Origin of the sequence: Candidatus Amarolinea dominans, from assembly GCF_016704685.1 — a bacterium.
GTDB classification, from domain to species: domain Bacteria; phylum Chloroflexota; class Anaerolineae; order SSC4; family Amarolineaceae; genus Amarolinea; species Amarolinea dominans.
The window spans coordinates 216,896-240,809 of the sequence record NZ_JADIZS010000009.1 but is presented as its reverse complement, the minus strand read 5'-3'; the positions used below and the strand labels follow the sequence as shown (position 1 = coordinate 240,809).

The window sequence follows — 23,914 nt, the reverse complement described above, 5'->3', positions numbered from 1 at the left end:
CCCACCAACCTGTGTTTTTGTGGTCAATAACCCGACCACATTGGGAACTGCTGATTCCTCTGCACTCTCTGCGACCTCCGCGGTGAAACATGCGGTTGCGTTTGGGGTTGCTGCGCGCTCTCGACGCCATTTGCCCGAACCAACCCGGCATGGTATAATTGCACTCGTTGCGGGTGTAGCGCAGGGGTAGCGCAACTGCTTCCCAAGTAGTGAGTCGTGGGTCCGAATCCCACCACCCGCTCACAAAACTCCAGTCGAAAGAATCACTGGAGTTTTTCTTTGCAGTGCGCACAATCACCAGGCTTTCATGAATCAGCGTACGCGACTTGTCCTCCTGCTGGCCCTCTGGCTGGCCTTTGCCCTGCGTCTCCATCAGCTTGGCTCACAGAGCCTTTGGTATGACGAAACGGTCAGCCTGACCCTGGCCCGCGCACCGCTCGGCGAGTTATTGGCCCACACCGGCCGCGACATTCATCCTCCGGGCTACTACCTGCTGCTGGCCGCGTGGCTGCAACTGCTGCCGGCCACGCCCGCGCCGGAGTTCGTCAGCGCCTTCTTCTCTCTCGTCGCGGGTATGCTCCTGCTGCCGCTCACCTTCATCCTGGGCCGACATGCACGCCTGCCCATCGCAGTCGCTGCTGGCGCGGTCATCCTGCAAGCCCTGTCGCCCTTCCACGTCTGGTACAGCCAGGAAGTGCGCATGTATACCCTGGCCGCGGCGCTTGGCCTGCTCGCCGCCTGGAACCTGCGGCGCACCCTGCCTGCCCACGCGGCCGCCGGCGCCTCACCGCGACGGTCACCCGCCCGCGCCTGGCTCTACTACGGCCTGGCCGCCGCCGCCGGCCTCTACACCCTCTACTACTTCGTCTTCCTGCTCCTCACCATCAACCTGCTGCTCATCGCTACCCGCGCCGGGCGCGGCCAACACCTGCCCTGGCGCCCCTGGCTGCTGACCCACCTGGCGCTGCTGCTGGCCTACGCGCCCTGGCTGCCGCTGGCCTGGCGTCAGATCACCAACCCGCCTGTGCCTCCCTGGCGCAGCTTCACCCCGCCGCTGCCCCTGCTGCGCGAGAGTCTGTTGGCCCTGGGATTTGGGCAAGCGCTCCCATCCACCCTGGCCAGCCTGGGCCTGGGCATCGTGGCGCTGCTGTTGCTGGCGGCGCTGGCCGGGACAGCTCACGGCGGCCTGCGGCCGCTACGACGACAGGATGCAGCGCCCGCGCCCGCGGTCCCCTGGCTGCTGGCGTACACCTTCCTGCCTGTCGCCATCATCTACCTGGTTTCTGTCCTGCGCACCCCCCTCTACCATGTGCGCTACGTCTTCACCTACGCGCCGCCGTTCACCCTGCTCCTGGCCCTGGGTCTCGTCAACCTGTGGCGTTGGCGTGTACGGGGCGGCCGAATCTTGGCCGTTCTTGCCTGCGCCGGCCTGCTCGTGCTCAGCACGCTCTCATTGCAGCGCGCCTGGCGCGATCCCGACTTCCGCGCCGACGATCACCGGGCCGCGGTGCGTTTCCTGGCCGATCGCTGGCGCCCCGGTGATCTGATCCTGGTCAACGCCGGCTACGCCTACACCGCGCTCCTCACCTACTGGGATCAGCCCATTGCCTGGCGCGGCCGCCTGACCGACTTCACCCCGGCCGCCGCCGCCAGTCTGATCGGCGCCAACGGCGCCATCATCCTGCAAACCGGCAGCGTTGACGGGCCGGCCAGCCTCGGTTGGGGCGACCCGGCCGCCGATTTCTACGCCATGCCGGCCGCTTCGATGGTCAGCCGCCTGCAAGCCCTCGCCGCCGCCGCCCCGCGCCTGTGGCACTACCGCATCTATGACACCGTCACCGACCCCGCCGGCCGCGTGCGCAACGCGCTGACAGATTGGCGCCTGTTCGAGGACGATGTCTTCAGCGGCGAAGCCAACCTGCGCGTGCAGGGCTTCTGGAGCCGCCAGATCGCCGTGGATCGAACCGCTGCCCGCTGGCAGGTAGGCAACTGGCTGCAAGTGGCCGGCGTCATGCAGGCTGCGCCCGTGCTGACCGCCGGGCAGACCATCAGCGCCAGCCTGACCTTGCAGCGCGCCGCTGATCAGCCCGGTCAGGCGCTGGCGCTTTCGCTGCGTTTACTCGATCAGGCTGGCGAGGTGTGGGCGCAGGCCGATGAGCCAGTGGGCGGCAATCAGCGTGACCTGCGCTCCGTGGAGGCAGGCGAGATCCTGCCCCTTCCGCTACGCCTTGCCATCCCCCCGGGAACAGCGCCCGGCGCGTACCGCCTGGCCGTCATCCCCTACGACCCCGCCAGCGGCCAGCCGCTCACGACCGACGCCGGCGCCGCCTCCCTGCCCCTGGGCGATCTGACCATCGTCGCCCGCGCCCAGCCAACCCAAAGGCCGGCGCTGGCGGACTTCGGCCCACTGGCCCTGGTGACGGCCAGTTCGCCGGCCACAATCATCAGCCCTGGCGACGCGATCCCGCTGGAGATCCTCTGGCAAGCCGGCCAGGCGCCGGTGCGGCCTTCATTGGCGGACCTGGCGGACCTGGTGAACCTGGTAGTTGTGGTACAATTGCTGGCGGCTGATGACCGCGTCGCCGCGAGTCTGGAGGCGCAGCCCCTGGCAGGGCGCTATCCCACGTCGCAGTGGCTGGCCGGAGAATTAGTGCGCGACCGTTATGCCCTGCACACCCCGCACGACCTTCCGGGCGGGGTCTACCGCCTGGTGGTGGGGATCCAGCGCGCTGACGATAGCCAGCGCCTGCGCACCCCTTGCGGTATGCTGCCGTGGACGACGTGCGATTTTACCGTCATCAAAAACGTGGAAGTACGGCCGTGACGAGGAAAAGCCAGGACTTTGACCGCAAGGCAACGACTGTGAGCGCAACAAAGGGGTGCGTTGACAGACAAAAAAAGACTTCGGATGATAACTCACCCGAAGTCTTCACAAGTGCTGGTCGTGCACCCCTCCTCGAACGGCCATACGAGCTTACTGGTACTGGCTGGCTCAGGCCAGGCGACCCCGTGGCACCCGGGAGATACCGCTTAGTGCTGCTACCTTTCGGTCCTGACACAATTCACAGGCTCCCGCCGCACAGGACCCAACCATCAACGCTGCCCGGCCCCGCAGTCCCCGCACGACGAAGGCCCTCAAAGGGGAATTCAACCCCGCCTGGAGCGGATTTCGGGTTCAAGGCACCGCTAGCGCCCCGTCTAGCACGACCACACGCATCTTACCCGATTAGGAACGCTTTGTCAAACACTATCGCGGCCTCAGACGGGGCCGGGAATTCCTTAAATCAACAAAATGGAGCAACATCATGACGAATCAGAGGCGCATACTGGCGCGTTTCGCCCAAGCCTCGCTGCTGACCAGCCTGCTCATCCTGGGGCTGTTTTTCTTGCTCAAGCCCGGCCGTGCGGCCGCAACCGCCGCTCCCGCCGCATTCTGTGACACGGTCACCGGCATCCCCCTGACTGAATGTGAGGCGCTGACCGCCCTTTACAACAGCACCGATGGTCCTAACTGGTTCGACAACTTCGGTTGGCTCACCAGCACCGCCCCCTGCGATGATTGGACCGGCATCCTTTGCAGCGGCGGGCATGTCATCGTCGTTTCACTCGGTTTCAACGGGCTGCACGGCGCCCTGCCGGCCGAACTGGGCAACCTGCCCTACCTGGTGGAGCTTGATCTCAGCTTCAACAACCTGGGCGGCGCCTTGCCCGATCAACTCTGGAACCTGACAGAGCTGCAAAACCTCTACCTGGGGCGTTCGTCCAGCGGCGGGCTTACCGGCACGATTACGCCAACAATCGGCAACCTGGTTGATCTACAAAACCTGGACCTGAGCAGCAACCGCATCAGCGGCACGCTGCCGTCCACCATCGGTCAGTTGACCTCGCTCAGGCTGTTCGACCTTTCGTCCAACCTGATTCAAGGCGCCATCCCGGTCTCCATCGGCAACCTGACCAACCTGCGCACCCTGGACCTCGGCCACAACCAGATGACCGGCGCCCTGCCCACCGCCCTGGGCAACCTGACCCTGCTGGAAGTCCTCAGCCTCGGCATCAACCAATTTGTGGGCGACGTTCCGGCCGAGTTGAGCAATCTCACTCACCTGCATTCACTCCTGCTCAACAGCAATCAGCTCACCGGGACGCTGCCGATCAGCCTGGGCAACATGTCTGAGCTGGACACCATCGAAATCTTCAACAACGATTTGACCGGCGCCATTCCAGCGTCCATTGGCAACCTGCCCCTGCTGCGCACCTTGTCCGCCACCAATAATGACCTGGGCGGCTCGCTTCCGCCCGAACTGGGCAACCTGGCCGCGCTTCAGAATCTTTATCTTGGCTCCAATCACATCTCAGGTTCCATTCCCAGTCAGATCGGCAATCTCACGGCCCTGCACAACCTCGCGCTGTCAGCCAACCGCCTTGAGGGGGCGCTGCCGCCCCAAATCGGCCAACTCACTCAACTGCAGAACCTGTACCTGCAGGCCAACCAGCTTGCAGCCAACATCCCGGCCACCATCGTCAGCCTGACCCAATTGTCGCGGCTCGACACCGGCTTCAATGCCCTGGGGGCAGAAGCGGGCGCCCTGCCCTTCCTCGCGTCGAAAGACCCACAGTGGGCGCAGACACAGACCGTCTCTCCCACCAATGTCCAGTTGACGCAACCGCTGAGCACCAGCGCCATCATGACCTGGACGCCGATCCTCTATCAGGGCGACGGCGGATTCTACGAGGTCAGCTATGGCTTGCTCATCAGCGGCGCCTACCCCATGACCGCCACCACGAGCGACAAGACGATCGGCGCCCTCACGGTGACGGACCTCACCCCCGGCGCGGCCTACTGCTTCCGGGTGCGCACCTTCACCCCAGCTCACGCCGCCCAGCAAAATGCCATCTGGAGCGCGTACACAGCGCCGCTGTGCCCTGGCTGTGGCGATTTCAACGGCAACGGGGTGATTGACCTTGCGGACATCATCGCCATCAGCGAGCGCTGGCTACAGACCAGCAGTGATCCCGGTTGGGACGGCCGCTTCGATCTCGATGGCAGCGGCGTCATTGACATGATTGACATCATGCGCGTGAACGCCAACTGGGATTATCATTGCTGAACCTGAATGCAGAACAGCCTGCGCCCCGTGTTTTGGGTGCAGGCTGTTCGATAGGCGGAGAGGGAGGGATTTGAACCCTCGAGGACCAATAAGGCCCTACGCGCTTTCCAGGCGCGCGCACTAAGCCAAGCTATGCGACCTCTCCAAGCGATCTATGGGTCGCACATCCGATTATAGCAGGCGCAGCAGGTTTGGCCAAATAAAATTGTCGGCCAAGAGGGGGCGGCGCACGGTGACAACCATGCGCCGCCCCAGGAATGGCGGAGAGGGAGGGATTCGAACCCTCGAGGGTGATTAGCCCTACGCGTTTTCGAGACGCGCGCACTCAACCGAACTATGCGACCTCTCCCCAAGCGGGCAGATTATATCACAGCCCCAGGCTTGTCGCAAAAGCATCAGGGACAAAAAAGGAACTCATCGTGACCAAAGCACCACAACCAACCCCAATGTCGGCCGGCCGACGCATCTACAACTCCCTCTTTTGGATTATCATCTACCTGGTAGGCATGGTGATTGGCAGCGCGCTGGCCTGGCTGGTGGGCGCTGGTCTCAACGAGCAGATCGGCGCCGGCTTCTTGGGCGGCTTCGTCCTGCTCTTCATCACCAATCGTTGGGTGCGCCGCGTCAAGTCGCGGCTGAACTGATTGGAACCTTCTCCTGAATGACTGCGTCCACAGGACGCAGCACTGCAACGACCCCTGCCTCACTCCGATCACCGCCACCAGGCAACACTGGCTCGACCAAAGCGCCGTTGGTGGACTGACGCCGAACGCTGCCCCGTTCGGCGTCAGGGGCAGCGGTGACCGCCACTGAGTCAGGCCCAAAATCTGGCGCAGCCGCCCCGATGGGGACTGTCGCCCGACTGCAACCAGGAGAAGAATCTACCATGTTCACGCGTCGCTTGTTCTCTACCCATGCTCTGCGTCGTCGCGGCATCCGCCGCCTGTCCACGGCGATTTCGGTCGCCACCTTGTTTGCCCTACTGGCGGTCCTGGTCAGCGCCTGCGCGCCGGCCGCCACCTCCATCCCCTCTACCTCCGATGCGTCTACCTCCGTTCCCGTCACCAGAATAGCCGAAGCGACCGTTGTGCTGCGGGAAGAGATACTGGCAGCCCCAACTATCATCGCGGCTGCCCAAGCGCCAGTGCCCGGCACACCGTGCTGCTCCACCGGCGGCAACACCACCGTCAACGGCGAGCCGTACGATGCCACCTTCTTCGAGAACTATGGCACCAACCCGTTCATTGACACCGAGGACGACCATCTCTCTACCTTTGCCCTGGATGTGGACACCGCCTCCTACACGGTCATCCGCCGCTTCCTCCGCGATGGCAACTGGCCGGACAAGGATGCCGTGCGCGTCGAAGAGGTGATCAACTACTTCGACTGGCGCTACGCGGACCCCGAAGAAGGGGCGTTTAGCCTTCACCTGGAAGGAGCGCCGTCGCCCTTTGGCGGCGACAAGTATTGGCTGGTCAAGATCGGCGTGCAGGGGCGGCACATCAACACCGAGCAGCGCCAGGACGCGATGCTGACCTTCGTGATTGACGTTTCTGGCTCGATGGCCGCCGAAAACCGCCTGGGGATGGTCAAACGGGCGCTGCATCTGCTGGTCAACGAGCTGCGCAGCAGCGATCGTGTCGCCATTGTCGTCTATGGCAGTGACGCGCGCATGGTGCTGCCGCCCACCCGCGCATCCAACTCCGAAACGATCCTGGAGGCGATTGATCGCCTGGAGCCGGAAGGCGCAACCAATGCGGCAGCGGGCCTGCAGATGGCCTATCAGGTCGCCAGCGAGGCCTATCGCGAGGGCGAAATCAATCGCCTGATCCTCTGCTCGGACGGTGTAGCCAACGTGGGCGTGACCGGCGCCGACGAGATTCTGGCGACCATCGAGCGTTTCGCGCGGCGCAACATCGCCCTGTCCACGGTGGGCTTTGGCATGGGCAACTTCAACGATGTCATGATGGAACAGTTGGCCGACAAAGGCAACGGCAATTACGCCTACGTGGACACGCTGGAAGAGGCGCGGCGCATCTTCGTTGAGAACCTGACCGGCACGCTGCAAACGATCGCCAGGGACGCCAAGATGCAGGTCGAATTCAACCCCCAGGTGGTCAGCCGCTACCGCCTGCTGGGCTACGAAAATCGCGACGTTGCGGACCAGGACTTCCGCAATGACAAGGTGGATGCCGGTGAAGTCGGCGCCGGGCACAGCGTCACCGCGCTGTACGAGATCAAGTTCCATGATGGCGCTCCGCCCGCGGATCAGGCGCTGATGGCTCGCATCCGCTACCAGGACCCGACCAGCGGTGAGGTCGTCGAACAAGATGCCGCGCTGGCCGGCGAGGACTTCCAGGCGCGTTTCGAGGCGGCCTCGCCGATGTTCCAATTGGCCGCCGCGGTGGCCGAATATGCCGAGATTTTGCGCCAATCCTACTGGTCAAAGGAAAGTCGCATGAGCGATGTCCAGGCGTTGGTGCGCCGCCTGACGGATGATTTGCCGCAAGACGAACAAGTGAACGATTTCCTCGATCTGGTCAATCGGGCCGCCGCCCTGCAGCGCTAAAGATCCTCCACCGCGCCCCGCTCACCCTTGCGTCTCTTGCACCGGACTTCGGCGTAAGAGACGCAAGTCGCGTCCCGCCCATGACGCTCTCGCAATCGGTGCTTGCTCACCATCAACGACCGTGGTATAATCGGCGCGCTGTCAACAAGAAGGCACAATGCACAACCGGCGCTGAGGGACGTGAGCAGGCGATGGATAAATTCCAGTTCAATATGGTCCAGGTGACGCGCACTGTGCCCCTGTTTAACTCACTCCCCTCTTCTGATTGGGAAGCGGTTGCTGAGCTGCTGAGTGGACATTGTTACCCCAAAGATTCGTATGTCTGCTTCGAGGGCGATCCTCCCGAAGCACTTTTTATCGTTTGGATCGGCCAGATCAAACTGCTTCGCCATTCCGAACAAGGCCGCGATGTGGTGCTCGATGTCATTGGGCCGGGTCACATGTTCGGCGAAATGGCCGTTCTGGATGGCGCCCCCTATGACACCACCGCCCAATGCCTGGAAGATACAGCGGTGGTGACCATGGCCCGTCGCGACTTCTTCGAATTGGTCCAGCGCCATCACGCCCTCTCCATGGCCGTCATCAGCGAACTGAGCCGCCGCTTGCGCAATACCACTGACCTGGTGCGCAGCCTGGCGGTGGACCGCGTTGAGCAGCGCATCGCCCGCGTGTTGCTCAAGCTCGCCAATGCCACCGGCCGCGTCACACCCGAAGGCCTGACCATTGACATTCCACTCACACGCCAGGATGTGGCCGACATGACCGGCACCACCGTTGAAAGCGCCATTCGCGTCATGAGTAACCTGCGCCGGCAGGGCCTCATCACCACGCTGCGCGGTCGCGTCGTTCTTACCAATGTGTCCGAACTCCGTGTCGTGGCCGAAAAATGGTAAGGGCCTGATTCTCCTGTGAAAATTCGTACATACAGCTCTTGACAAACGCCGATGTTTGTGATATGATTCACATGCCGGTGAGTTGGGATTTGAAGCTGTCGAATACACATGGATCAGAATCGTATTACGCAGCCGGCGACGAGCAGTGGGGGGCTTGAAGTCAGTTGTGATTCGCGGTTGATGGGTTGTTCTGATTGTGAATGACCCGGCTCAGTCGGTTAGGCACCTGCCTGTTCATCGGTACCTCCTTTCGGTGAATGCCCGGTGTTGGGGAACGCCGGGCATTTGCTTTGTCAGGCAAAAAATAAAAAAGGACGCAGCCTTGTGCTGCGTCCTTCTTGTTGACGAACGTGGAGTCTCCTCACATCAGACGGCGGCGCCGCACGAGCCGCAGAAGCGGTCGGTGGGGCGCAGCGCCTGCCCGCACTGCACGCAGAAACGCTGTGCCGCAGCCGCAGGGCGTGGAGCGACGCTGTGCAGGGCGGCGATTTCCGCTTCCAGCCCCTGTTCCAAATCTGCGGCGGTGTTCCGGCCAGGGCTTACCCCCGGCGGGCGGTGCAACGCGGCAATTTCGGCTTCCAGCCCCTGTTCCAAATCTGCGGCGGTGTTCCGGCCAGGGCTTACCCCCGGCGGGCGGTGCAACGCGGCAATTTCGGCTTCCAGCTCCGTGTCCAGAACCGCGGCCCGTTGTTCGGCCAGATAGGTGTCGAGCCTGTGCATGGCCTGCAGCGCCTGTTCGCGCAGCCGCCGGTCATAGACAGGATAATCAGCAGCCGACACCTTGCCTGTCTGATAATCAAACTCCAGGTCCTTGATGGCTTTGAGCGCCATGTCGCGCTGCGCCGTCCATTCAGCCAGAACGTCCGCGCTGACCATCAGCGTCTGCGAACGGGCTGTACTGGCCAACGGCCAGGCCACGGCGGCGATGACAGCCACCACAATGAGTACCATCACGATTGCAGTGATCAAGGCCAATCTCCTACGCGTGCTTGGGCTGCGCCGCGGCCGCCACAGCCGCGCTGCGCACAGCAACCGTATGGGGCCAAAGAGCGACCAGGGTGCCCAGGGCAAGCACAAGGCCCCCAATCCACAGGAAGACCATCAGTGGGTTGACGAACAGCTTGAAGGAGGCCGTGTCGCCATTGCTGTCCCAACCCGCCAGCACTGCGTACAGATCCTCGGTGGGGAAGATGCGCAGGCCCACTTCACTTGTGGGCTGATCCGGCGTCTTGAAGTACAGGTTTTTCCGCGGCTGCACCACGCCGATGGGCTGGCCGTTACGGGTAACCTGCAGAGGCGCGAACACCTGGGTGTGGGTGGGCTGCTGAATTTGGCGCAGGCCGTTGTAGGTCACGACATAGTTCTTGATCGTCAGGCTTTCGCCAGGCTTGAGGGTGCCCTGTGTTTCCAGTTGAAAGAAGCTGTTGCCGATGATGCCGAGCGCCATCATGATGATGCCCAGGTGTACGATGTAGCCACCATAGCGGCGCTGATTCTTCTGGGTCAGGTTGACCAGCGCGCGCGGCCACGCTTCGCCGGTGATGCGGCGCCGCGCAGACGCGCCGCGGACAAACTCCTGCAGGATGGTTGCCAGCACGAAGGTGCATAGCGCGAAGCCGACGAGCGGCAACGCGTCGCGCAGGCCGAGGACAAACAGGAGCAGCGGTACCACCGCCGTCGCCAGGAGCGGCCACTGGAAGTTTTTGCGCAGGGTCTCCTTGGTGGAACGACGCCAGCCGAGCAGCGGCCCCGCGCCCATCAGGATCAACAGGACGACGAAGATCGGACCGTTGACTTTATTGAACCACGGTGCGGCCACCGATATTTTGTTGCCGGTCAGCAGTTCGGAGAACATGGGAAAGGTAGTACCGAAAAAGGTGGCAAACGCGATGCCCACAAACACCACATTGTTGAACAAAAAGCCCGACTCGCGGCTGAGCATGGAGTCAAGCTCATTGTCGCTGCGCAGCAATGGCAGACGATCGAGCAACAACCACAGGAAGCCGAAGATGGACAGGGCGATGAAGCCCAGGAAGAGCGGGCCGACGTTGCTGAGGGCAAACGCATGCACCGACTCGATGACGCCGCTGCGGGTGATGAACGTGCCGATGAGCACCAGTTCATAGGTCAGAAAGACAAGGACAAGGTTCCAAACCTTGAGCATGCCACGGCGCTCCTGAATGACGATCGAATGGAGAAAGGCTGTCGCGGTCAGCCAGGGCAGGAGGCTGGCATTTTCGACAGCGTCCCAGGCCCAGTAGCCACCCCAGCCCAACTCGATGTAGGCCCACTGGCTCCCCATCAGGATGCCGAGCGACAGGAAGAGCCAGGGGACAAGCGTCCAGCGGCGAATCGAGCTAATCCAGGTGTTGCCAAGCTGTTTAGCGGCCAGCGCGGCCACAGCAAAGGCAAAGGGCACGGCCATGCCCACGTAGCCCAGATAGAGGCCGATGGGATGGATCACCATCCAGTAGTTTTGCAGAAGGGGATTGAGGCCGGTGCCATCGGCGGGCATGAAACCCAATTTCTTGAACGGGTTGGCCGCGAAGATCACGATGACCAGGAAGAAGGCCGACGTGGTCAGCAGCGTGGCGATGACGTACGGCATCAACTGGCGGTGCTGGTTGCGGAAGCCAATCATGGCGAAGGCTGAATAGCCAGACAGGATGAGCGTCCAGAAGAGCAGTGACCCGGCCTGTCCGCCCCACAGCGCCGAGAATTTATAGAAGGGCGAAAGGTCGCGTTCAACGTGACTGGCCACATATTCGAATTGGAATTGATCGGTCAGCAGCGCGATCCAAAGTAAGACAGCGGCCAGCAACACCAATGCCGCGACGGCCAACACGGCATTACGTGCGCTGGCAACGAGGGCCAGGTCGTCACGCCGCGCACCGATCATGGCCAGGACAATACCGACGAGGGCCACAACAAGCGCCAGGGCAAGCACGGGAAAGCCCAAATCTAGCAACATGCGCATCTCTCCTTGAAATGGGGCAGGACAAGACAGGTCTTACGCCTGTCAACAGCGGGGTTATTTACAGCTACCGCCGGAGGTCAACTGATCCAGGCAGTTGTTCAGTTCGCCTGCGGACAAGGGGCCGATCTTGAACCAATCCACCGTGCCGTCAGCCCTGATAAAGAAGGTTTCGGGTACGCCCTGAATGCGGTAGCGCCGGGCAATCTGGCTGGCCAGGTCCGGGCCGTTGGCGTAGGTAATCTCGTACTCTTTCAGGTAACGCAGTGCGACAGGTTCCTGATCCAGGTAATCCACGCCAACGAAAACGACGCCGCGGTTGGCGTAATCAACAGAAGCCTTCTGCAGGGTTGCCGCTTCTTCCTTGCACGGGTCGCACCAACTGGCCCAAAAATTGAGGACCACGACTTTGCCTTCGAGGTCGGCCAGGCTGAGCGTGTCGCCAAACACACCGCGGTAATCCGCGAAGAGCGAAAGGGAGAAGTCGGGCGCGGCGCCGGCCGAGGGACGCGGGGCCTCGCGCTTGGCTACCAGGGCATAGGCAAAGAACGCCACGAACAGGACGGCGATGGCAATCACCGCCCAGCGCACGGCCTGGCTATTGGAAGGCGGCTCGGGCGAGACAGCAGGTTCGAGCGATGAGTTAGTCAATCTTGCGCAACTCCTCTTGTAAGCGTTGTAACTGCTCCACGGGCAGATCGTCAAGCGGCGCGGGCGTCACGCGGGCAACAGCCGTGAGCGGGCGCCGCGTCCAACGGCGCAGGGCGTAGAAGACCCAGGCCCCGGCGAGGGCGAGCGCGGCAAAGGGAACGACCCAGGCCAGCCAGTTGAAGCCCTGGCGCGGCGGCTCACCGAGCACCTGCGGCCCGTACTGCTGAATGAAGTACGCCTTGATCTCAGCGGTGCTGGCGCCGGCCGCCAGTTTTTCGGCAATCATTTCGCGCATCTGCTCACACGCCTTCAGTTCGCAGGTGTCGAGGCGCACACTGTTGCAGAGCGGGCACCACAGTTCACGGGCCACGGCCGTCACCTGCTCGGTGGTGACGGTTTGCTGCGCCAGGCTTGCGCCCGGCAGCAGCAGGATGGCGACCAGCCACAGGCCCAACAGGGCGCCAGGCAGCCACGAACGACGGATGCGAGAGGGATGGGAGGGATGGGAGGGATGGGAGGGATGGGAGGGATGGGAGGAATGAAATAGACGAAAGCTCATTTCTCACCCTTGAAGCCTAAGAATTCGTAGACGGTGATCGGTTCGCTGCGGCCCCGCACACGCGTTTCGCCCAGGCTGCGCACTTCCACCGCGGAAAACACATGGCGATAGGAGTCTGCGCTCAAGAGGACCTGGCCGCCGTGCGACATGGCCTGCAGGCGCTGCGCCACGTTGACGCAGTCGCCAATGGCGGTGAAGTTCATCAACTGCGCTGTGCCGATATTGCCCACCAGCGCCTTGCCGGTGTGCAGCCCGATGCCAAAACTCAGCCCCTGGTTGCCCGCGGTCTCCCGTAAGACATGCTGCCCCTTCTGAATGTCGGCGGCTGTCTGCAGCGCGCGCCAGACATGGTCTGGTTGGCGCGCCGGTGCGTTGAACATCGCCATGGCGGAGTCGCCCATAAATTTATCTACCGTGCCGCCAGCCTTGAGCATGGCATCGGCCGCAATCGCCAGGTACGTATTCAGGATTTGGACCAGCTCGCGCGGATCGAGCACTTCGGCCAGGGGGGTGAAGCCGCGAATATCCACAAAGAGAACCGTGATTTCCTGGATCTCCCCGCCCAGTTGCGGCATCTCTGCCTGGGACATCAACTGCTCGGCCACCGGCGCAGAGGTGTAGCGCTCGAACAGGGCCTTGATGCGGGCATTCGCTTCATCCAGGCGGCGCTGCAGTTGGGCGTTCTCCTGGCGCAGGCGTACCTTTTCGATCACCTGGCTGATGCGCGTGCGCAATTCCTTGAGGGGAAAGGGCTTGCTCACGTAGTCATCGGCGCCGGCCTGCATTGCCTCCAACGTCAGCTTTTCCGACGTTAGCGCGCTCACCATGATGATGCCGGTAATCGCATTGTGGCTGCGGACTTCACGCAGCACGGCCATGCCGTCCAGGCGCGGCATGATGATGTCCAGCAACATCAGGTCAGGTACACGCTGGCGATAAATGCTCAAGGCCTCCACGCCATCCGCGGCCTCTTGCACGGAATACCCTTCAGCCTGTACCACCTTACGCAGCAGCCGCAATGTTTCTGGTTCATCATCCACCAGCAGTATGTGGCGTAAGCGGTCTTCCATCTGTTCTGCCCGGTTCTGCCCGGTCCTCCCCTGTCCATGGTCTTCAGTGTGATCGCCGATGTTTGCGTAAGAACAGCACGCGCCCCCCTCGGTTGAGCCTGGGCAATTATAGCATAAGCGAAAAGGCAATGCCAACCTGTTTTTGTCCCCGAACAAGACCGGCGGCCGGACTGTTCGCTTGTAGAAATTATTCCACATGCCCACGCGGGCTAATTTAGAAGCAGCACGGTTGCATATGACCGCATATTCTGGTATACTAACGTTGAGTTGTCTATCCCCTGTACTTTTGCCACCCGGCAACGTCGGCAGAACTCTCTCAATGTAACCCAAAGACGATGCCGTGGGCGTGAATACCATCACCGCGTGAGATTGAGGAGGAACCATGCATCGTCGTTTGTGTTTTTCATTGATCGTCGTGATCGTGGCCGTGAGTACCTTCGTGGGCGGCGGCACGGCGGCAGCCAGTAGTCCTGGTCAAGGAATTGTCAGCCGCCCCGCCCAGGCAAGCGGCACCATCTACGTCGTACGCGCCGGCGACACCCTGGGACGCATTGCGGCGCGTTACGGAACAACCGTGCAGGCGCTGATGAATGCCAACGGCATTCGCAACGCCAATTTCGTTTACGTGGGTCAACGCCTGGTCATACCTGGCGGTAGCAGTGCGGTCAGCCCGCCGGCCGCGGCGCCCACCTCACCCACCCCCGGCACGTACATTGTGCGTCGCGGTGACACCCTGTCCTCCATCGCGGCCCGCTACCACATGACCGTCGCCAGACTGATGCGGGCCAACAACCTCGCCAATCCCAATGTGATCTATGTCGGTCAACGCCTGGCCATTTCAGGCGGCAGCACCGGCGGCGGCGCCACAGGCGGCGGCGCTCCATCCAGCCCTGCTGTCAGCGGCCGCTGGATTGATGTTGATCTCAGCGCCCAACGCCTAACCGCTTACGAAGGCAGCCGCCCCGTCTTCAATGCGTTAGTCAGCACCGGCCTGCCGCGCACGCCGACCGTCCAGGGACGTTTCAAGGTTTATGTCAAATACCGCTCTACCACCATGTCCGGACCAGGCTATAACTTGCCTGGCGTGCCGTACACCATGTACTTCCACAAAGGCTACGGCCTGCACGGCGCCTATTGGCACAACAACTTTGGCCGCCCGATGAGCCACGGTTGTGTCAATCTGCGCACCGCCGATGCTCAATGGCTGTTCAACTGGGCGCCGGTGGGCACAGTCGTCAACATTCACGGGTAAACCAGTCAACAGCCCAGCCTGTACCGGTTCGCGGCCGGTGCAGGCCGGGCTGTTTTCATGCGCTGGCCCAATTGGCCTGAGACAGGCTGACCCGGCCAGGCTCGGGTTCTCAGATTATCTCCCATCACGCGTGAGACACCCATTGCCTTGAGCACCAAACTCTTTCGCGGCTGGTACGCGGACATCATGCTGCTGGCCGTCACTGCCATCTGGGGCGGCACCTTCGTGACCGTTCAGAAAGCTGTGGCGACCTTTCCCGTGGTCACATTTCTCGCCATTCGCTTCACCCTGGCCACCCTGGTCTTTCTTCCCTTACTCCTGCGGCCGCTGTCCACCGCCAGAGATCCCGGGCGCTACCGGCGCGTCCTGCTGCCCAGCCTGCTCATCAGTGTCACCTTGTTTGCCGGCTATGCCTTTCAGACCTACGGACTGCGCTTCACCACGCCAGCCAAGGCCGGATTCATCACCGGTATTTCGGTGGTGCTGGTTCCTCTCGGTTCGGCGCTCTTCCTGCGGCGTCCGCCCCATGCCGGCGCATGGCTCGGTGTGGCGCTGGCCACGGTGGGCCTGGCCGCCTTGACGCTGAATGGCGACCTCAGCATCGCGCCGGGCGATCTGCTCGTCCTGGGCTGCGCCATCTCCTTTGCGGCGCAGATTCTGCTCGTCGGCCACTTTGCGCCCCGCTTCGACGCCGTACCCCTGGCGGTTGGTCAAATTGCCGGCGTCGCCATCCTGAGCTGGCTGGTGGCGCTGGCTGTGGACGGCCCGCCTACCTGGCCGGGCCGTCAAGTCTGGTTTGCGGCCGCTTTTACCGGTGTCATGGCCACCTCGTTTGCCTTCTGGGCGCAGACAAAGGCTCAGCGCCTGACCAGTCCCACCCACACCGCGCTCATTTTTGCCACCGAACCGGTGTTCGCTGCCATCTTCAGTTTTCTCCTCATTGGCGAGCAGTTGACACCGCGCGCGATCGTGGGCTGTGGACTGATCCTGACTGGCATGTTGGTGTCTGAGTCAGGCGTGTGGTTGCGGCGGCGCCGTCAAGCGACCCCAACAGGCTAAACGACCGGCGGCTGGCGCCCTAATCATCGTCGTCGCCTCCCTTGGGCAGGCCATACAGCCACCAGAAGCTGTCCGCCGGATAGAGGCCGCGCAGCCCGGGATCGAGCAGAAAGGCCCCATCGCGCCAGACATTGCGCAGTTGGCTGTCCAGGCGCCGCAGGTGGCCCTGTTCAGCCAGAATTTCGAAGCCGGCGCCCGTCGCCTCCGTCAACAACAGCGCCAGGCGCACGCGCGCACGCACCTCAGCCGGGTACGTGCTGGCACAGCCACCGCGCCGGAAGCACTCGTCCATGTACCAACGCCAGGAGTCCAAATTGCTCTTGATCTCCTTGCGCACAAAGGACTCCCACGACGCCCGATAGGTGCGGCGGGCCTGGTCAACGGCCGCCGCTACCTGTTCGACACGTGACCGCTCGGCTGGCTCCAGCGCCGCCGCCCGGAACTGCAGCATCTGCAGGCGGCTGAGCAGCCCGCCCAGGGTCATTTTGGGCTGCTGTGTGCCCAGCGGCCCCTGCACGACGATCTGACGGAAGAGGCGATCATCCAGGAGATAGTCGGACAATTCAGATGCCATCGCCTCGGCCACCACAAGTTCATTCGTCAATTGATTCATTTGCAACATGACAACGGGCTCCTTTCGTGCAGCAATCGAAACGGATGGGGTCAGGAACATTTTCCTGACTGCTGTAGGAGGTCGCAGGCGGGAGAAAACACTCTCGCCAGGGACTTCCGGCGGCGGGAGGCAACTAGGAAGGCGGGGGACAGGCTTGCGACCGGTGACAGCATAGCACGCGCGCGACGCTCTGTCAAGAGGCAGGATTTGGGCCAATCCGGGACGGGTTCGGGTACACGTTGAACCGCGTGTGCGTTTGTTCCGAATCACGCAAGTTTGTGAGGATCGGTTAATCATGATATAATCTGACATAGCAGCCATCACGATAGATCTCAACTCGTAGAAAGTAGCAGCAAAAGTAAGTAGAAGAAGGAGGCTCAGATCGGTATGGCAGAACCCAAAACAGCCAGGAAGCCGACCGCTGAGGTGAGCGGCGCCGTCTCGCGTCGTGAGTTTCTCATGTATGCCTGGGGCGCTTCCCTGGGCGTGCTGGCGGCCGGATCTGGCGTCGCCTCGTATGCCTTTGGCCTGCCCCGTTTCAAACCAGGTGAATTTGGCGGCGAGTTCAACCTTGGCCCCGCGTCGGCGCTGCCCGCAGTCAATGCGGCGCCTGTGCCCAACACCACCGGTAAGTTCTGGATGGTGCGCACCGAAGATGGGGTGAGGGCACTCTACAAAGTGTGTACGCACCTCGGATGTCTGTATGAGTGGGACACGCTCAACTACCGTTTCCAGTGCCCCTGCCACGGCTCCCGTTTTTGGCTCGATGGCAGTTTGATGCGCGGCCCGGCCGCCCGTGGCCTGGATCAATTCACGATTCGAATGCTTGACGGTTCCGGCAATGTTGTGTCCGAAACCACCGGGTCCGACGCGGCCGTCCAGGTGAGTGACCCCAACTTCACGGTGATGGTAGACACCGGCAAACGCCTGATGCGCTCCGGTATGACGCCAATCCCGGGCGGAGAGCAGCAGGCGCCAGCCCCAGGCGCACCGCCCATCCAAAAATCGTAATTTTTTCCTCGTTGTCTCAGCGGTTAGGAATGAGAATTAAATAAGTGTCCGCTTTGGTGCTGTCTGTATGCTCAGAATTTGCTCGGAACTGGACAGTTGAAAAATTCTCATTCCTTAGCACTCGGCGCCTGCCTCCAGGCATGCCCTGAATCTGCCGAATCGTTGAGAGATCGTTCTTCAGAACATTCTCTTGAAGGAGAGCCTTTATGAGTGTTTTGCAGGATCTTCGTAGCAAGGGCATCCGCCCTGTGGCGGCCGAGCTGGCCGACGAAGCCATCACACGCTTCACAGCAGGTCTCAGTTGGAACGACCTGCGCGGCATGCTACGCGGTGATCCCCCAGGACGTCCAAACCCTCGCCTCCAGTTGCATTCGGAGGCCTTCTGGCTGCACATCAAGCCCTCTTTTTATCATGCCAGCGTCACCAAACTGACGCATACCTTCCGCATGGGCTGGTTGAGCACCTTCCTGTTCCTGCTGGAGACGATTACCGGCATCTTCCTGATGATCTTCTACGCGCCCACGCCGCGTTCGGCCTATACGGACATGCTCAGAATCCTCAGCAATGTTCCCCTCGGCTCGCTGATGCGCGACCTGCACCGGGCCGGCGCCGAAGCCATGGTCATCGTCGTCATCTTTCATATGGCGCGTACGTTCATCACCGGATCGTACAAGAAACCACGCCAATTCACCTGGTTTACCGGTGTCATCCTGCTGCTGGCCACGCTCTTCTTGAGCTTCAGCGGCTATCTGCTGCCGTGGGATCAGTTGGCCTTCTGGGCCGTCACCATCGGCACCAGCATGGCCGAAGCTGTGCCGCCGCCAGCGGTTGGCAACGCCATCAACCTGATCTTGCGCGGCGCTCCAGACATCGGCGCGGCCGGCCTGCTGCGTTTCTACCTGCTGCACGTGCTCTTCGTGCCCGCGCTGCTGCTGATCTTCTTCTTCGTGCATTACTACAAGGTGGTCCACTTCGGCATCTCGCTGCCCGCGCGTGAAGAGGAGGTCGGTCAAGACACCGGTAAGCGTGTCCCGGCCGACAAGCGTGTTTACTTCCTGCCCGATGTCATGATAGATGAAATGCTGTTGACCATCCTCGCGACCCTGGCACTGGTCGTCTACTGCGTCTTCCTGTACACGGCGCCGCTGGAGCATCATGCAGACCCCCTGGTGACGCCCTTCCACACCACAGCGCCCTGGTACTTCCTCTGGATTCAGGGCCTGCTCAAACTCGGCGACAAAACCTTGATGGGCGTGGTTCTGCCCGGCGTGGTCTTTGGCGGCCTCGCCATTCTACCCTATGTGGACTTCAACCCGAGCCGCCGCGCCAGCGACCGCAAGCTGATCCTGTCAGCCGGGGTCGTGTTTGCCCTGGTCATGATCATCCTCTCCTACATGGGCACGCCGAAATATGGCGTGGCCGGTGTTCCCGCACAGGAAGTGATCCAGGAATTCATCCCGGTCGAAGGGGTAGGCCCGGTGCGCGTCTTGATGTATGAAGGGCTACCCGTCGGGCAATACGATACCGAGGACCCCGCATCTTACCCGAAGGAAGGCGAGTTCGCTACGGTATTCAATGAGATCAACACTGAGATCGGCAAATTGCCTGAAGAACTGCCCAACGGCCACGGTGTGATCGTGATCGAGGACTGGCAAGAGGGTCTGAAGAAGTTGACTATGCGCATCTTGTGGGACAATGTGACCTCAGGACAGACAGACACCTTCGAAAAGATCATCTACGTGCATCGTGATTCGATCTACGGCGAGTAGGCAAGGAGAAAAACAGTCCATGAAACTCGTACAAATTACGGTGGGCATCGTCGCCACGATCCTGACCCTGGTCATCTTGCTCTTTGTCGGTCTCGGCGAGCCTAACCGCATGGCCGCTGAAGAAGCCTCCCAGTTGGGCAAGTCTATCGAGGAAGGCGCCCTGCTGTTTGGTGAATACTGCAAGCCGTGTCACGGCCCGCAGGCCAAGGGCATCGAAGGTCTCTGCCCGCCGCTCAACGATCAGTACTTCTTCACCGGTCGCCTGAAGGACGTGGGCTATCCCGGCACGCTGCGCGACTATGTCAAGTCAACCATTGCCGGCGGGCGCCTGGTTTCCACCCGGCCGAACCTCTACGCCGGCTCCATGCCGCCATGGGCCCAGGACTTCGGCGGACCGCTGCGCCCCGACCAGATTAACAACCTGACCGATTTTGTCATCAACTTCGAGAAGACGGCCGGCCAGGAGATGGGCATGCCCACACCGACGCCGGAGGCAAACGATCCGGTGTCACGCGGCCAGGCGATCGTTCTGGGCAAGGGTACCTGCGCTGCCTGCCACAAGATCGAAGGCACCGCAGCCGCCGGCGTTCTCGGCCCCGAACTAAGCAAGATCGGCAGCATCGCCGAAACCCGTGTGGCCGGACAGTCGGCCGCAGACTACATCAAGGAGTCCATCGTCAACCCCAGCGCCTTCCTGTCGCCGGGCTTTGCCGACAACCTGATGACCAAAACCTTCGGTCAGACCTTGACCGCGGATGAAATCAACGACATGGTGACCTACCTGTCCACGCTGAAGTAGTCACCATTGCAACGGGGTGAGCGCCACGCTCACCCCGTTTGCTCAAGGGAGATGAGTCATGAACAGCGAGCGTGTGACCGCTTTACGAAGATTCAGCCTGCGGCGGCCTGGAGTCTGGGCCGTCCTGGGTTTGCTGCTGGCGCTCCTGCTGGTTGGCGTCGCTGGCGCTCAAGGCGGCGGCGACAAGGCCCGCGGCGCCCAGATCTATGATGCCAACTGCGCGGTGTGCCACGGCCCGGATGGCAAAGGCCGGGTGGGCGCTACGCTTTCCAGTGTCTTTTCTTCGATCCAGCCTGATGCGCTGATTCGCCAAACGGTCGCCAACGGCATCGCCGGCACGGCCATGCCGGCCTGGCTGCAGCCCGGCGGCCCGCTCACCGAGCAGGACATCAGCGACCTGGTGGCCTTTATCGAAGGGCTGAGCGGCGGCCGGCCCGGCGAATTTCCCACCCCTGCCCTCAAACAGATCACGCCCATCGCCACCCTCGCGGACGTGGCCGGCGATCCGACCGCGGGCGCCGGGCTGTACAGCGAAAACTGCGTCATGTGTCACGGCGACAAGGGCCAGGGTCGCATCGGCGCGCGGCTGTCCAAAGCCTTTTCCGGCATTCGCCCCGATCTTTCGGTGCGCAGCACGATCATCAACGGCATCTCTGGCTCGGCCATGCCGGCCTGGTCACAGGCCAAAGGCGGCCCCCTGACCGACGACGAGGTCAACAACCTGACCGCGTTCATCCTGACCCTGGCGCCAGTGGGCGATGCGGCGGCCACAGCCGTTCCTACGCCGGCGCCGGCCCCATCATCGGGCCTGCTGCTGCCCATGTGGGCCGTGGCCGGACTGGTCGGCATCCTCCTGCTGCTGGCGGTCGCGGTCGTCATCTTCGCCCGCGCAGCGTAGGGAACCAACCGGGCGGCGCAGAATCCGTGTTCATCCGTGTTCATCCGGGTCCGTTAGGACACAGATCCATGGGGATGAACACGGATTTTTCTTGTCTCTGCGAGCCAGTGTCGTAGGGGTAGGTCCGGCCTCCTGGCCGGACGGCGCTGTCACGCCGGCGCAACCTCTCGTGGCGCAAGCCGCTGGCTTGCAGCGCCCACACAAGAACGCATGATGTGTCGCAGAGGGCGCTGTCACGCCGGAGGCGTGACCTACGGTATTGGGGATGTTCTTTTGTCCGACGAGCGACGCCAGAGCCACCCCAGACCAATCACCAGCCCCACTCCGCTCAACGCCAATCCCCAACGCCAGGCCGGCGGCCGGAAGCGCAAGGAGACCGCGGTGGTATCTGCGGCGATGGCCACCGCCTGAAAGGCGAAGTTGGCGCGGCGGATCGCCAGGCGGCTGCCGGCCTGATCGGTCGCTTCCCAACCTGGGTAAAACGGCTGGCTGATGACGAGATAGGCCGGGCCGCTCGTCTGCACCTGCACATCCAGGCCGTTGGCAACGGTTGCGGCTGTAGCTGCGCCTGGCCGGCCGGCCAGCGCGTCGCCGCCCTCCACCACCACCTGCCGGGCCGGATCGAAATCAGCCCGGTGAATGGCCTGCCAGGCCGCCTCCTGATCGCTGACCACGATGGCCTCCTGGCTGATGATGGCCCGCGGCAGGGCGCGGCGGTTGCGGAAGATCGCCAGCTCGCCCGGGCTGTCAAAAACCTTCTCGAATTTGTCCCAGTCCAGCGTCACGTCCTTGCGCGCCACTACAAACTGCGCACCGAGGAAATCGTACAGCGGGCTGGAGCGGCCGGCCGGCCCGATGCCTTCCCAGTAGCGCGCACGTCGGCCAAAACCAGCGGATTGACGATGCCCCAGATGTCGTCCAGGCCGGCGACCAGGGCGGTGTTCGGCTGCCAGAGTTGTTCGATGTCGGTACGCGCGTCCAGACGCCAGGCGCCAGGCTGTTGGCGCAGGAACGCGAGGATCTGCGGCTGTTGGTACGCGGCGGTTGGATCCTTGGGGCTGCTGTCGAGGGTCGCGCCCGGGCTGCCCAGGTCGAGCAGGATGAGCAGGCAGGCGAGCGCGCCCAGCGTGGCCGGCCGCGCCCAATTGGCCCGCCGCGCATGGAAGATGGCAAGCGTTGCCAGCAGCAGTCCGGCCAGCGTGGTAATGCCGATCGCGGCCACCGCCACGCGAATGAAGACCGTCTGCTCTCGATCCTGCGTCAACAGCAGCGCCAGGTAGATCAGCGGCAGGCCGATGGCAAGCACGGCCGCGGCCGCGCCTTTGAGCAGACGCCACACCCGCGCCACGGCCTGACCGGCCGGTGGATCCCAGGGGCTGAGCAGACCGTGCAGGCCATAGGCGGCCAACACCGCCAAGCCCAAATCGGTGAGCAGGAGGAAGCGCGCCGGCGCGCGCAGTTGCGCAAAGCCGGGCAGCAGGGTCAGCCAGCCGTGCGGCAGGGAGTAGAAGCCGAGCGCCAGGGCCATGCCCACCCCAGCCAGGGCCAGCCAGCGCCAGGCGCGGCGGTCGGGGTGCAGCAAAACGGCCAGCAGCGCCAGCACCAGGGGCAGGATGCCGAGGTAGCCGACTTCGACGCGGTCCCACGGCCCCCAATGGAGCTGGGGCCCGCGGCCAAAGAAGGCCGGGACGACCAGGCCGATCCACTGGCTGGGCGAGAGCGAAAACTGCGAGGCCTGGCCGTAGCTGAAATCGGCCCGTTGGGTGAAGGGGGTGTGCAGGGCCGCGGGCAGCAGCACCGGTGCGGCCAGCAGGAAGGCCAGCGCCAGGGTGATGAGCAGCCGCCCCGTCAACGCCAGCGCCGGGGTCCGCCGCGGCGATGGCGTGAAATAGATCTCCAACAGCGTCAGCGCGGCCAGCGCCAGCACGATGATCAAAATCGTTTGCGGATGTCCGGCCAGGGTGGCGATGCCCAGGCAGAGGCCGGCCAGCAGCGGGCGGCTGGCCGGCCTGCTGGCCGGGCGGCTGGCCGGGCGACTGGAAGTCGCGGCAACGGGCGCGAAGTCCACCTGCGTGGACTGGGCGCGGTAGGCCCACAGAATCCAGGGGAGCCAACTGGCGGTGGCGAGCAGGTTGTAGTTGCCGAAGTGGGTCAGGAGGGGGTCGGAGAACATGAAGGCGAGGCTGCCGGCCAGGGCGGCCCACCAGGTCAGGCCCGCGGGGGCCTGCTCGGATGTGGCGTCAGGTGAAGTCAGCAGCGAGCGCAGGAGAAAAAACATGCCGGCGCCTGCCCAGAAGAAGTGGGCGATGCTGAGCAGCTCCAGGTGACGGTAGGTGAGGGCGGGGGTGAGGAGCAGGGTGAGCAGGGTGGGCGGATAGAGCCAGCCGGCCTGCACATCGGCCACGTGCGGCGCGCCCAGATAGAGGTGCGGGTTCCAGAGCGGGAGATGTCCGGCGTGCAGACTGCGCTGCGCGAAGGCGTAGATGGGGTAGAGGAACGAGGCCAGGTCGCCGCCGTCGGCTGGGGTGTAGGCCACGCCGCTGAGCTGCTGCCAGAAGAAGGCGGCCGTGGCCAGGGCCAGGAGGCTGATCCCCCACCAGGGGCCGCGCCAGGCAGGCCGCCGGCGCTGCAGCCAAAGGCCCAGGCCGATCCAGGCGGCCAGAACGATCAGTACGATGAGCATCCGTTG

General features: G+C 62.9%; 19 protein-coding genes, 3 tRNA genes and 1 other RNA gene. 12 read left to right on the top strand and 11 right to left on the bottom strand.

Annotated elements, in window-relative coordinates; genetic code table 11:
- Positions 1-169: 169 nt before the first annotated feature.
- Positions 170-241: transfer RNA gene (locus IPF85_RS07685), tRNA-Gly, on the top strand.
- Positions 242-307: 66 nt separating this feature from the next.
- On the top strand, positions 308-2,824 hold the full coding sequence (locus IPF85_RS07680) for a hypothetical protein (protein WP_343407481.1): 2,517 nt from the start codon (positions 308-310) through the stop codon (positions 2,822-2,824).
- Between the two features lie 118 nt (positions 2,825-2,942).
- Here the strand turns inward: IPF85_RS07680 and ffs are convergent.
- Positions 2,943-3,207: signal recognition particle sRNA large type (gene ffs, locus IPF85_RS07675), an RNA gene on the bottom strand.
- A gap of 98 nt (positions 3,208-3,305) precedes the next feature.
- On the opposite strand from ffs, the gene IPF85_RS07670 reads away from it, so the two are divergent.
- The gene (locus tag IPF85_RS07670) at positions 3,306-5,108 is read left to right on the top strand and encodes a fibronectin type III domain-containing protein (RefSeq protein ID WP_343407480.1); all 1,803 of its coding nucleotides are present in this window, start codon (positions 3,306-3,308) and stop codon (positions 5,106-5,108) included.
- A gap of 55 nt (positions 5,109-5,163) precedes the next feature.
- Here IPF85_RS07670 and IPF85_RS07665 read toward each other — a convergent pair.
- Positions 5,164-5,253: transfer RNA gene (locus tag IPF85_RS07665), tRNA-Ser, on the bottom strand.
- A gap of 113 nt (positions 5,254-5,366) precedes the next feature.
- Positions 5,367-5,457, bottom strand: a tRNA-Ser gene (locus IPF85_RS07660).
- Between the two features lie 70 nt (positions 5,458-5,527).
- On the opposite strand from IPF85_RS07660, the gene IPF85_RS07655 reads away from it, so the two are divergent.
- From IPF85_RS07655 to IPF85_RS07645, 3 genes are all read left to right on the top strand, one after another.
- Complete coding sequence (locus tag IPF85_RS07655; protein ID WP_343407479.1) at positions 5,528-5,752, top strand: hypothetical protein; 225 nt, start codon at positions 5,528-5,530, stop codon at positions 5,750-5,752.
- A gap of 242 nt (positions 5,753-5,994) precedes the next feature.
- Positions 5,995-7,677 (top strand): von Willebrand factor type A domain-containing protein, encoded by a 1,683-nt coding sequence (locus IPF85_RS07650; RefSeq protein ID WP_343407478.1) that lies wholly within the window; start codon positions 5,995-5,997, stop codon positions 7,675-7,677.
- Between the two features lie 80 nt (positions 7,678-7,757).
- The gene (locus IPF85_RS07645) at positions 7,758-8,570 is read left to right on the top strand and encodes a Crp/Fnr family transcriptional regulator (protein WP_343407477.1); all 813 of its coding nucleotides are present in this window, start codon (positions 7,758-7,760) and stop codon (positions 8,568-8,570) included.
- Between the two features lie 366 nt (positions 8,571-8,936).
- On the opposite strand, the gene IPF85_RS07640 is transcribed toward IPF85_RS07645, so the two are convergent.
- Genes IPF85_RS07640 through IPF85_RS07620 form a run of 5 tightly spaced genes read right to left on the bottom strand, consistent with a single transcriptional unit; the run spans position 8,937 to position 13,824 of the window.
- Positions 8,937-9,539 (bottom strand): zinc ribbon domain-containing protein, encoded by a 603-nt coding sequence (locus tag IPF85_RS07640; protein WP_343407476.1) that lies wholly within the window; start codon positions 9,537-9,539, stop codon positions 8,937-8,939.
- Positions 9,540-9,549: 10 nt separating this feature from the next.
- On the bottom strand, positions 9,550-11,541 hold the full coding sequence (locus tag IPF85_RS07635) for a heme lyase CcmF/NrfE family subunit (RefSeq protein ID WP_343407475.1): 1,992 nt from the start codon (positions 11,539-11,541) through the stop codon (positions 9,550-9,552).
- Between the two features lie 60 nt (positions 11,542-11,601).
- Positions 11,602-12,195, bottom strand: a complete 594-nt coding sequence (locus IPF85_RS07630) for a TlpA disulfide reductase family protein (protein WP_343407474.1) — start codon at positions 12,193-12,195, stop codon at positions 11,602-11,604.
- Entirely contained in the window at positions 12,188-12,754 is a 567-nt protein-coding gene (locus IPF85_RS07625) for a cytochrome c-type biogenesis protein (RefSeq protein WP_343407473.1), read from the bottom strand. The genes IPF85_RS07630 and IPF85_RS07625 overlap by 8 nt, the downstream gene beginning before the upstream one ends.
- Positions 12,751-13,824 (bottom strand): adenylate/guanylate cyclase domain-containing response regulator, encoded by a 1,074-nt coding sequence (locus tag IPF85_RS07620; RefSeq protein WP_343407472.1) that lies wholly within the window; start codon positions 13,822-13,824, stop codon positions 12,751-12,753. The genes IPF85_RS07625 and IPF85_RS07620 overlap by 4 nt, the downstream gene beginning before the upstream one ends.
- A gap of 382 nt (positions 13,825-14,206) precedes the next feature.
- On the opposite strand from IPF85_RS07620, the gene IPF85_RS07615 reads away from it, so the two are divergent.
- Both IPF85_RS07615 and IPF85_RS07610 read left to right on the top strand, forming a co-directional pair.
- Positions 14,207-15,076 carry a LysM peptidoglycan-binding domain-containing protein gene (locus IPF85_RS07615; RefSeq protein WP_343407471.1) on the top strand — a complete coding sequence of 290 codons (870 nt, stop codon included), beginning with the start codon at positions 14,207-14,209 and terminating at the stop codon, positions 15,074-15,076.
- Positions 15,077-15,223: 147 nt separating this feature from the next.
- A complete protein-coding gene (locus IPF85_RS07610) occupies positions 15,224-16,135 on the top strand; it encodes a DMT family transporter (RefSeq protein WP_343407470.1) in 912 nt (303 codons plus the stop codon).
- A gap of 19 nt (positions 16,136-16,154) precedes the next feature.
- On the opposite strand, the gene IPF85_RS07605 is transcribed toward IPF85_RS07610, so the two are convergent.
- Entirely contained in the window at positions 16,155-16,757 is a 603-nt protein-coding gene (locus tag IPF85_RS07605) for a hypothetical protein (protein WP_343407469.1), read from the bottom strand.
- 378 nt (positions 16,758-17,135) lie between these two features.
- Between IPF85_RS07605 and IPF85_RS07600 the strand changes: the two genes are divergently transcribed.
- The 4 genes from IPF85_RS07600 to IPF85_RS07585 all read left to right on the top strand — a co-directional run bounded on the left by IPF85_RS07600 (position 17,136) and on the right by IPF85_RS07585 (position 21,225).
- The gene (locus IPF85_RS07600; RefSeq protein WP_343407468.1) at positions 17,136-17,759 is read left to right on the top strand and encodes a Rieske 2Fe-2S domain-containing protein; all 624 of its coding nucleotides are present in this window, start codon (positions 17,136-17,138) and stop codon (positions 17,757-17,759) included.
- Positions 17,760-17,965: 206 nt separating this feature from the next.
- Complete coding sequence (locus IPF85_RS07595) at positions 17,966-19,528, top strand: cytochrome bc complex cytochrome b subunit (protein ID WP_343407467.1); 1,563 nt, start codon at positions 17,966-17,968, stop codon at positions 19,526-19,528.
- 19 nt (positions 19,529-19,547) lie between these two features.
- The gene (locus tag IPF85_RS07590; RefSeq protein ID WP_343407466.1) at positions 19,548-20,327 is read left to right on the top strand and encodes a c-type cytochrome; all 780 of its coding nucleotides are present in this window, start codon (positions 19,548-19,550) and stop codon (positions 20,325-20,327) included.
- Between the two features lie 58 nt (positions 20,328-20,385).
- On the top strand, positions 20,386-21,225 hold the full coding sequence (locus IPF85_RS07585) for a c-type cytochrome (protein ID WP_343407465.1): 840 nt from the start codon (positions 20,386-20,388) through the stop codon (positions 21,223-21,225).
- Between the two features lie 251 nt (positions 21,226-21,476).
- Here the strand turns inward: IPF85_RS07585 and IPF85_RS07580 are convergent, their stop codons facing one another.
- Together IPF85_RS07580 and IPF85_RS07575 are read right to left on the bottom strand one after the other, a co-directional pair.
- Complete coding sequence (locus IPF85_RS07580; RefSeq protein ID WP_343407464.1) at positions 21,477-22,025, bottom strand: hypothetical protein; 549 nt, start codon at positions 22,023-22,025, stop codon at positions 21,477-21,479.
- Positions 22,025-23,908 carry a hypothetical protein gene (locus IPF85_RS07575; protein WP_343407463.1) on the bottom strand — a complete coding sequence of 628 codons (1,884 nt, stop codon included), beginning with the start codon at positions 23,906-23,908 and terminating at the stop codon, positions 22,025-22,027. Before IPF85_RS07575 ends, IPF85_RS07580 begins: the two co-directional genes overlap by 1 nt.
- Positions 23,909-23,914: the final 6 nt, after the last annotated feature.

What these genes read in the sequence shown, in the direction of transcription:
- IPF85_RS07625 (WP_343407473.1), bottom strand. Translation starts at nt 12,754, where the DNA reads ATGAGCTTTCGTCTATTTCATTCCTCCCATCCCTCCCATCCCTCCCAT.
- IPF85_RS07620 (WP_343407472.1), bottom strand. Translation starts at nt 13,824, where the DNA reads ATGGAAGACCGCTTACGCCACATACTGCTGGTGGATGATGAACCAGAA.
- IPF85_RS07575 (WP_343407463.1), bottom strand. Translation starts at nt 23,908, where the DNA reads ATGCTCATCGTACTGATCGTTCTGGCCGCCTGGATCGGCCTGGGCCTT.
- IPF85_RS07615 (WP_343407471.1), top strand. Translation starts at nt 14,207, where the DNA reads ATGCATCGTCGTTTGTGTTTTTCATTGATCGTCGTGATCGTGGCCGTG.
- IPF85_RS07600 (WP_343407468.1), top strand. Translation starts at nt 17,136, where the DNA reads ATGGCAGAACCCAAAACAGCCAGGAAGCCGACCGCTGAGGTGAGCGGC.
- IPF85_RS07605 (WP_343407469.1), bottom strand. Translation starts at nt 16,757, where the DNA reads ATGTTGCAAATGAATCAATTGACGAATGAACTTGTGGTGGCCGAGGCG.
- IPF85_RS07680 (WP_343407481.1), top strand. Translation starts at nt 308, where the DNA reads ATGAATCAGCGTACGCGACTTGTCCTCCTGCTGGCCCTCTGGCTGGCC.
- IPF85_RS07595 (WP_343407467.1), top strand. Translation starts at nt 17,966, where the DNA reads ATGAGTGTTTTGCAGGATCTTCGTAGCAAGGGCATCCGCCCTGTGGCG.
- IPF85_RS07670 (WP_343407480.1), top strand. Translation starts at nt 3,306, where the DNA reads ATGACGAATCAGAGGCGCATACTGGCGCGTTTCGCCCAAGCCTCGCTG.
- IPF85_RS07650 (WP_343407478.1), top strand. Translation starts at nt 5,995, where the DNA reads ATGTTCACGCGTCGCTTGTTCTCTACCCATGCTCTGCGTCGTCGCGGC.
- IPF85_RS07585 (WP_343407465.1), top strand. Translation starts at nt 20,386, where the DNA reads ATGAACAGCGAGCGTGTGACCGCTTTACGAAGATTCAGCCTGCGGCGG.
- IPF85_RS07645 (WP_343407477.1), top strand. Translation starts at nt 7,758, where the DNA reads ATGACGCTCTCGCAATCGGTGCTTGCTCACCATCAACGACCGTGGTAT.
- IPF85_RS07590 (WP_343407466.1), top strand. Translation starts at nt 19,548, where the DNA reads ATGAAACTCGTACAAATTACGGTGGGCATCGTCGCCACGATCCTGACC.
- IPF85_RS07635 (WP_343407475.1), bottom strand. Translation starts at nt 11,541, where the DNA reads ATGTTGCTAGATTTGGGCTTTCCCGTGCTTGCCCTGGCGCTTGTTGTG.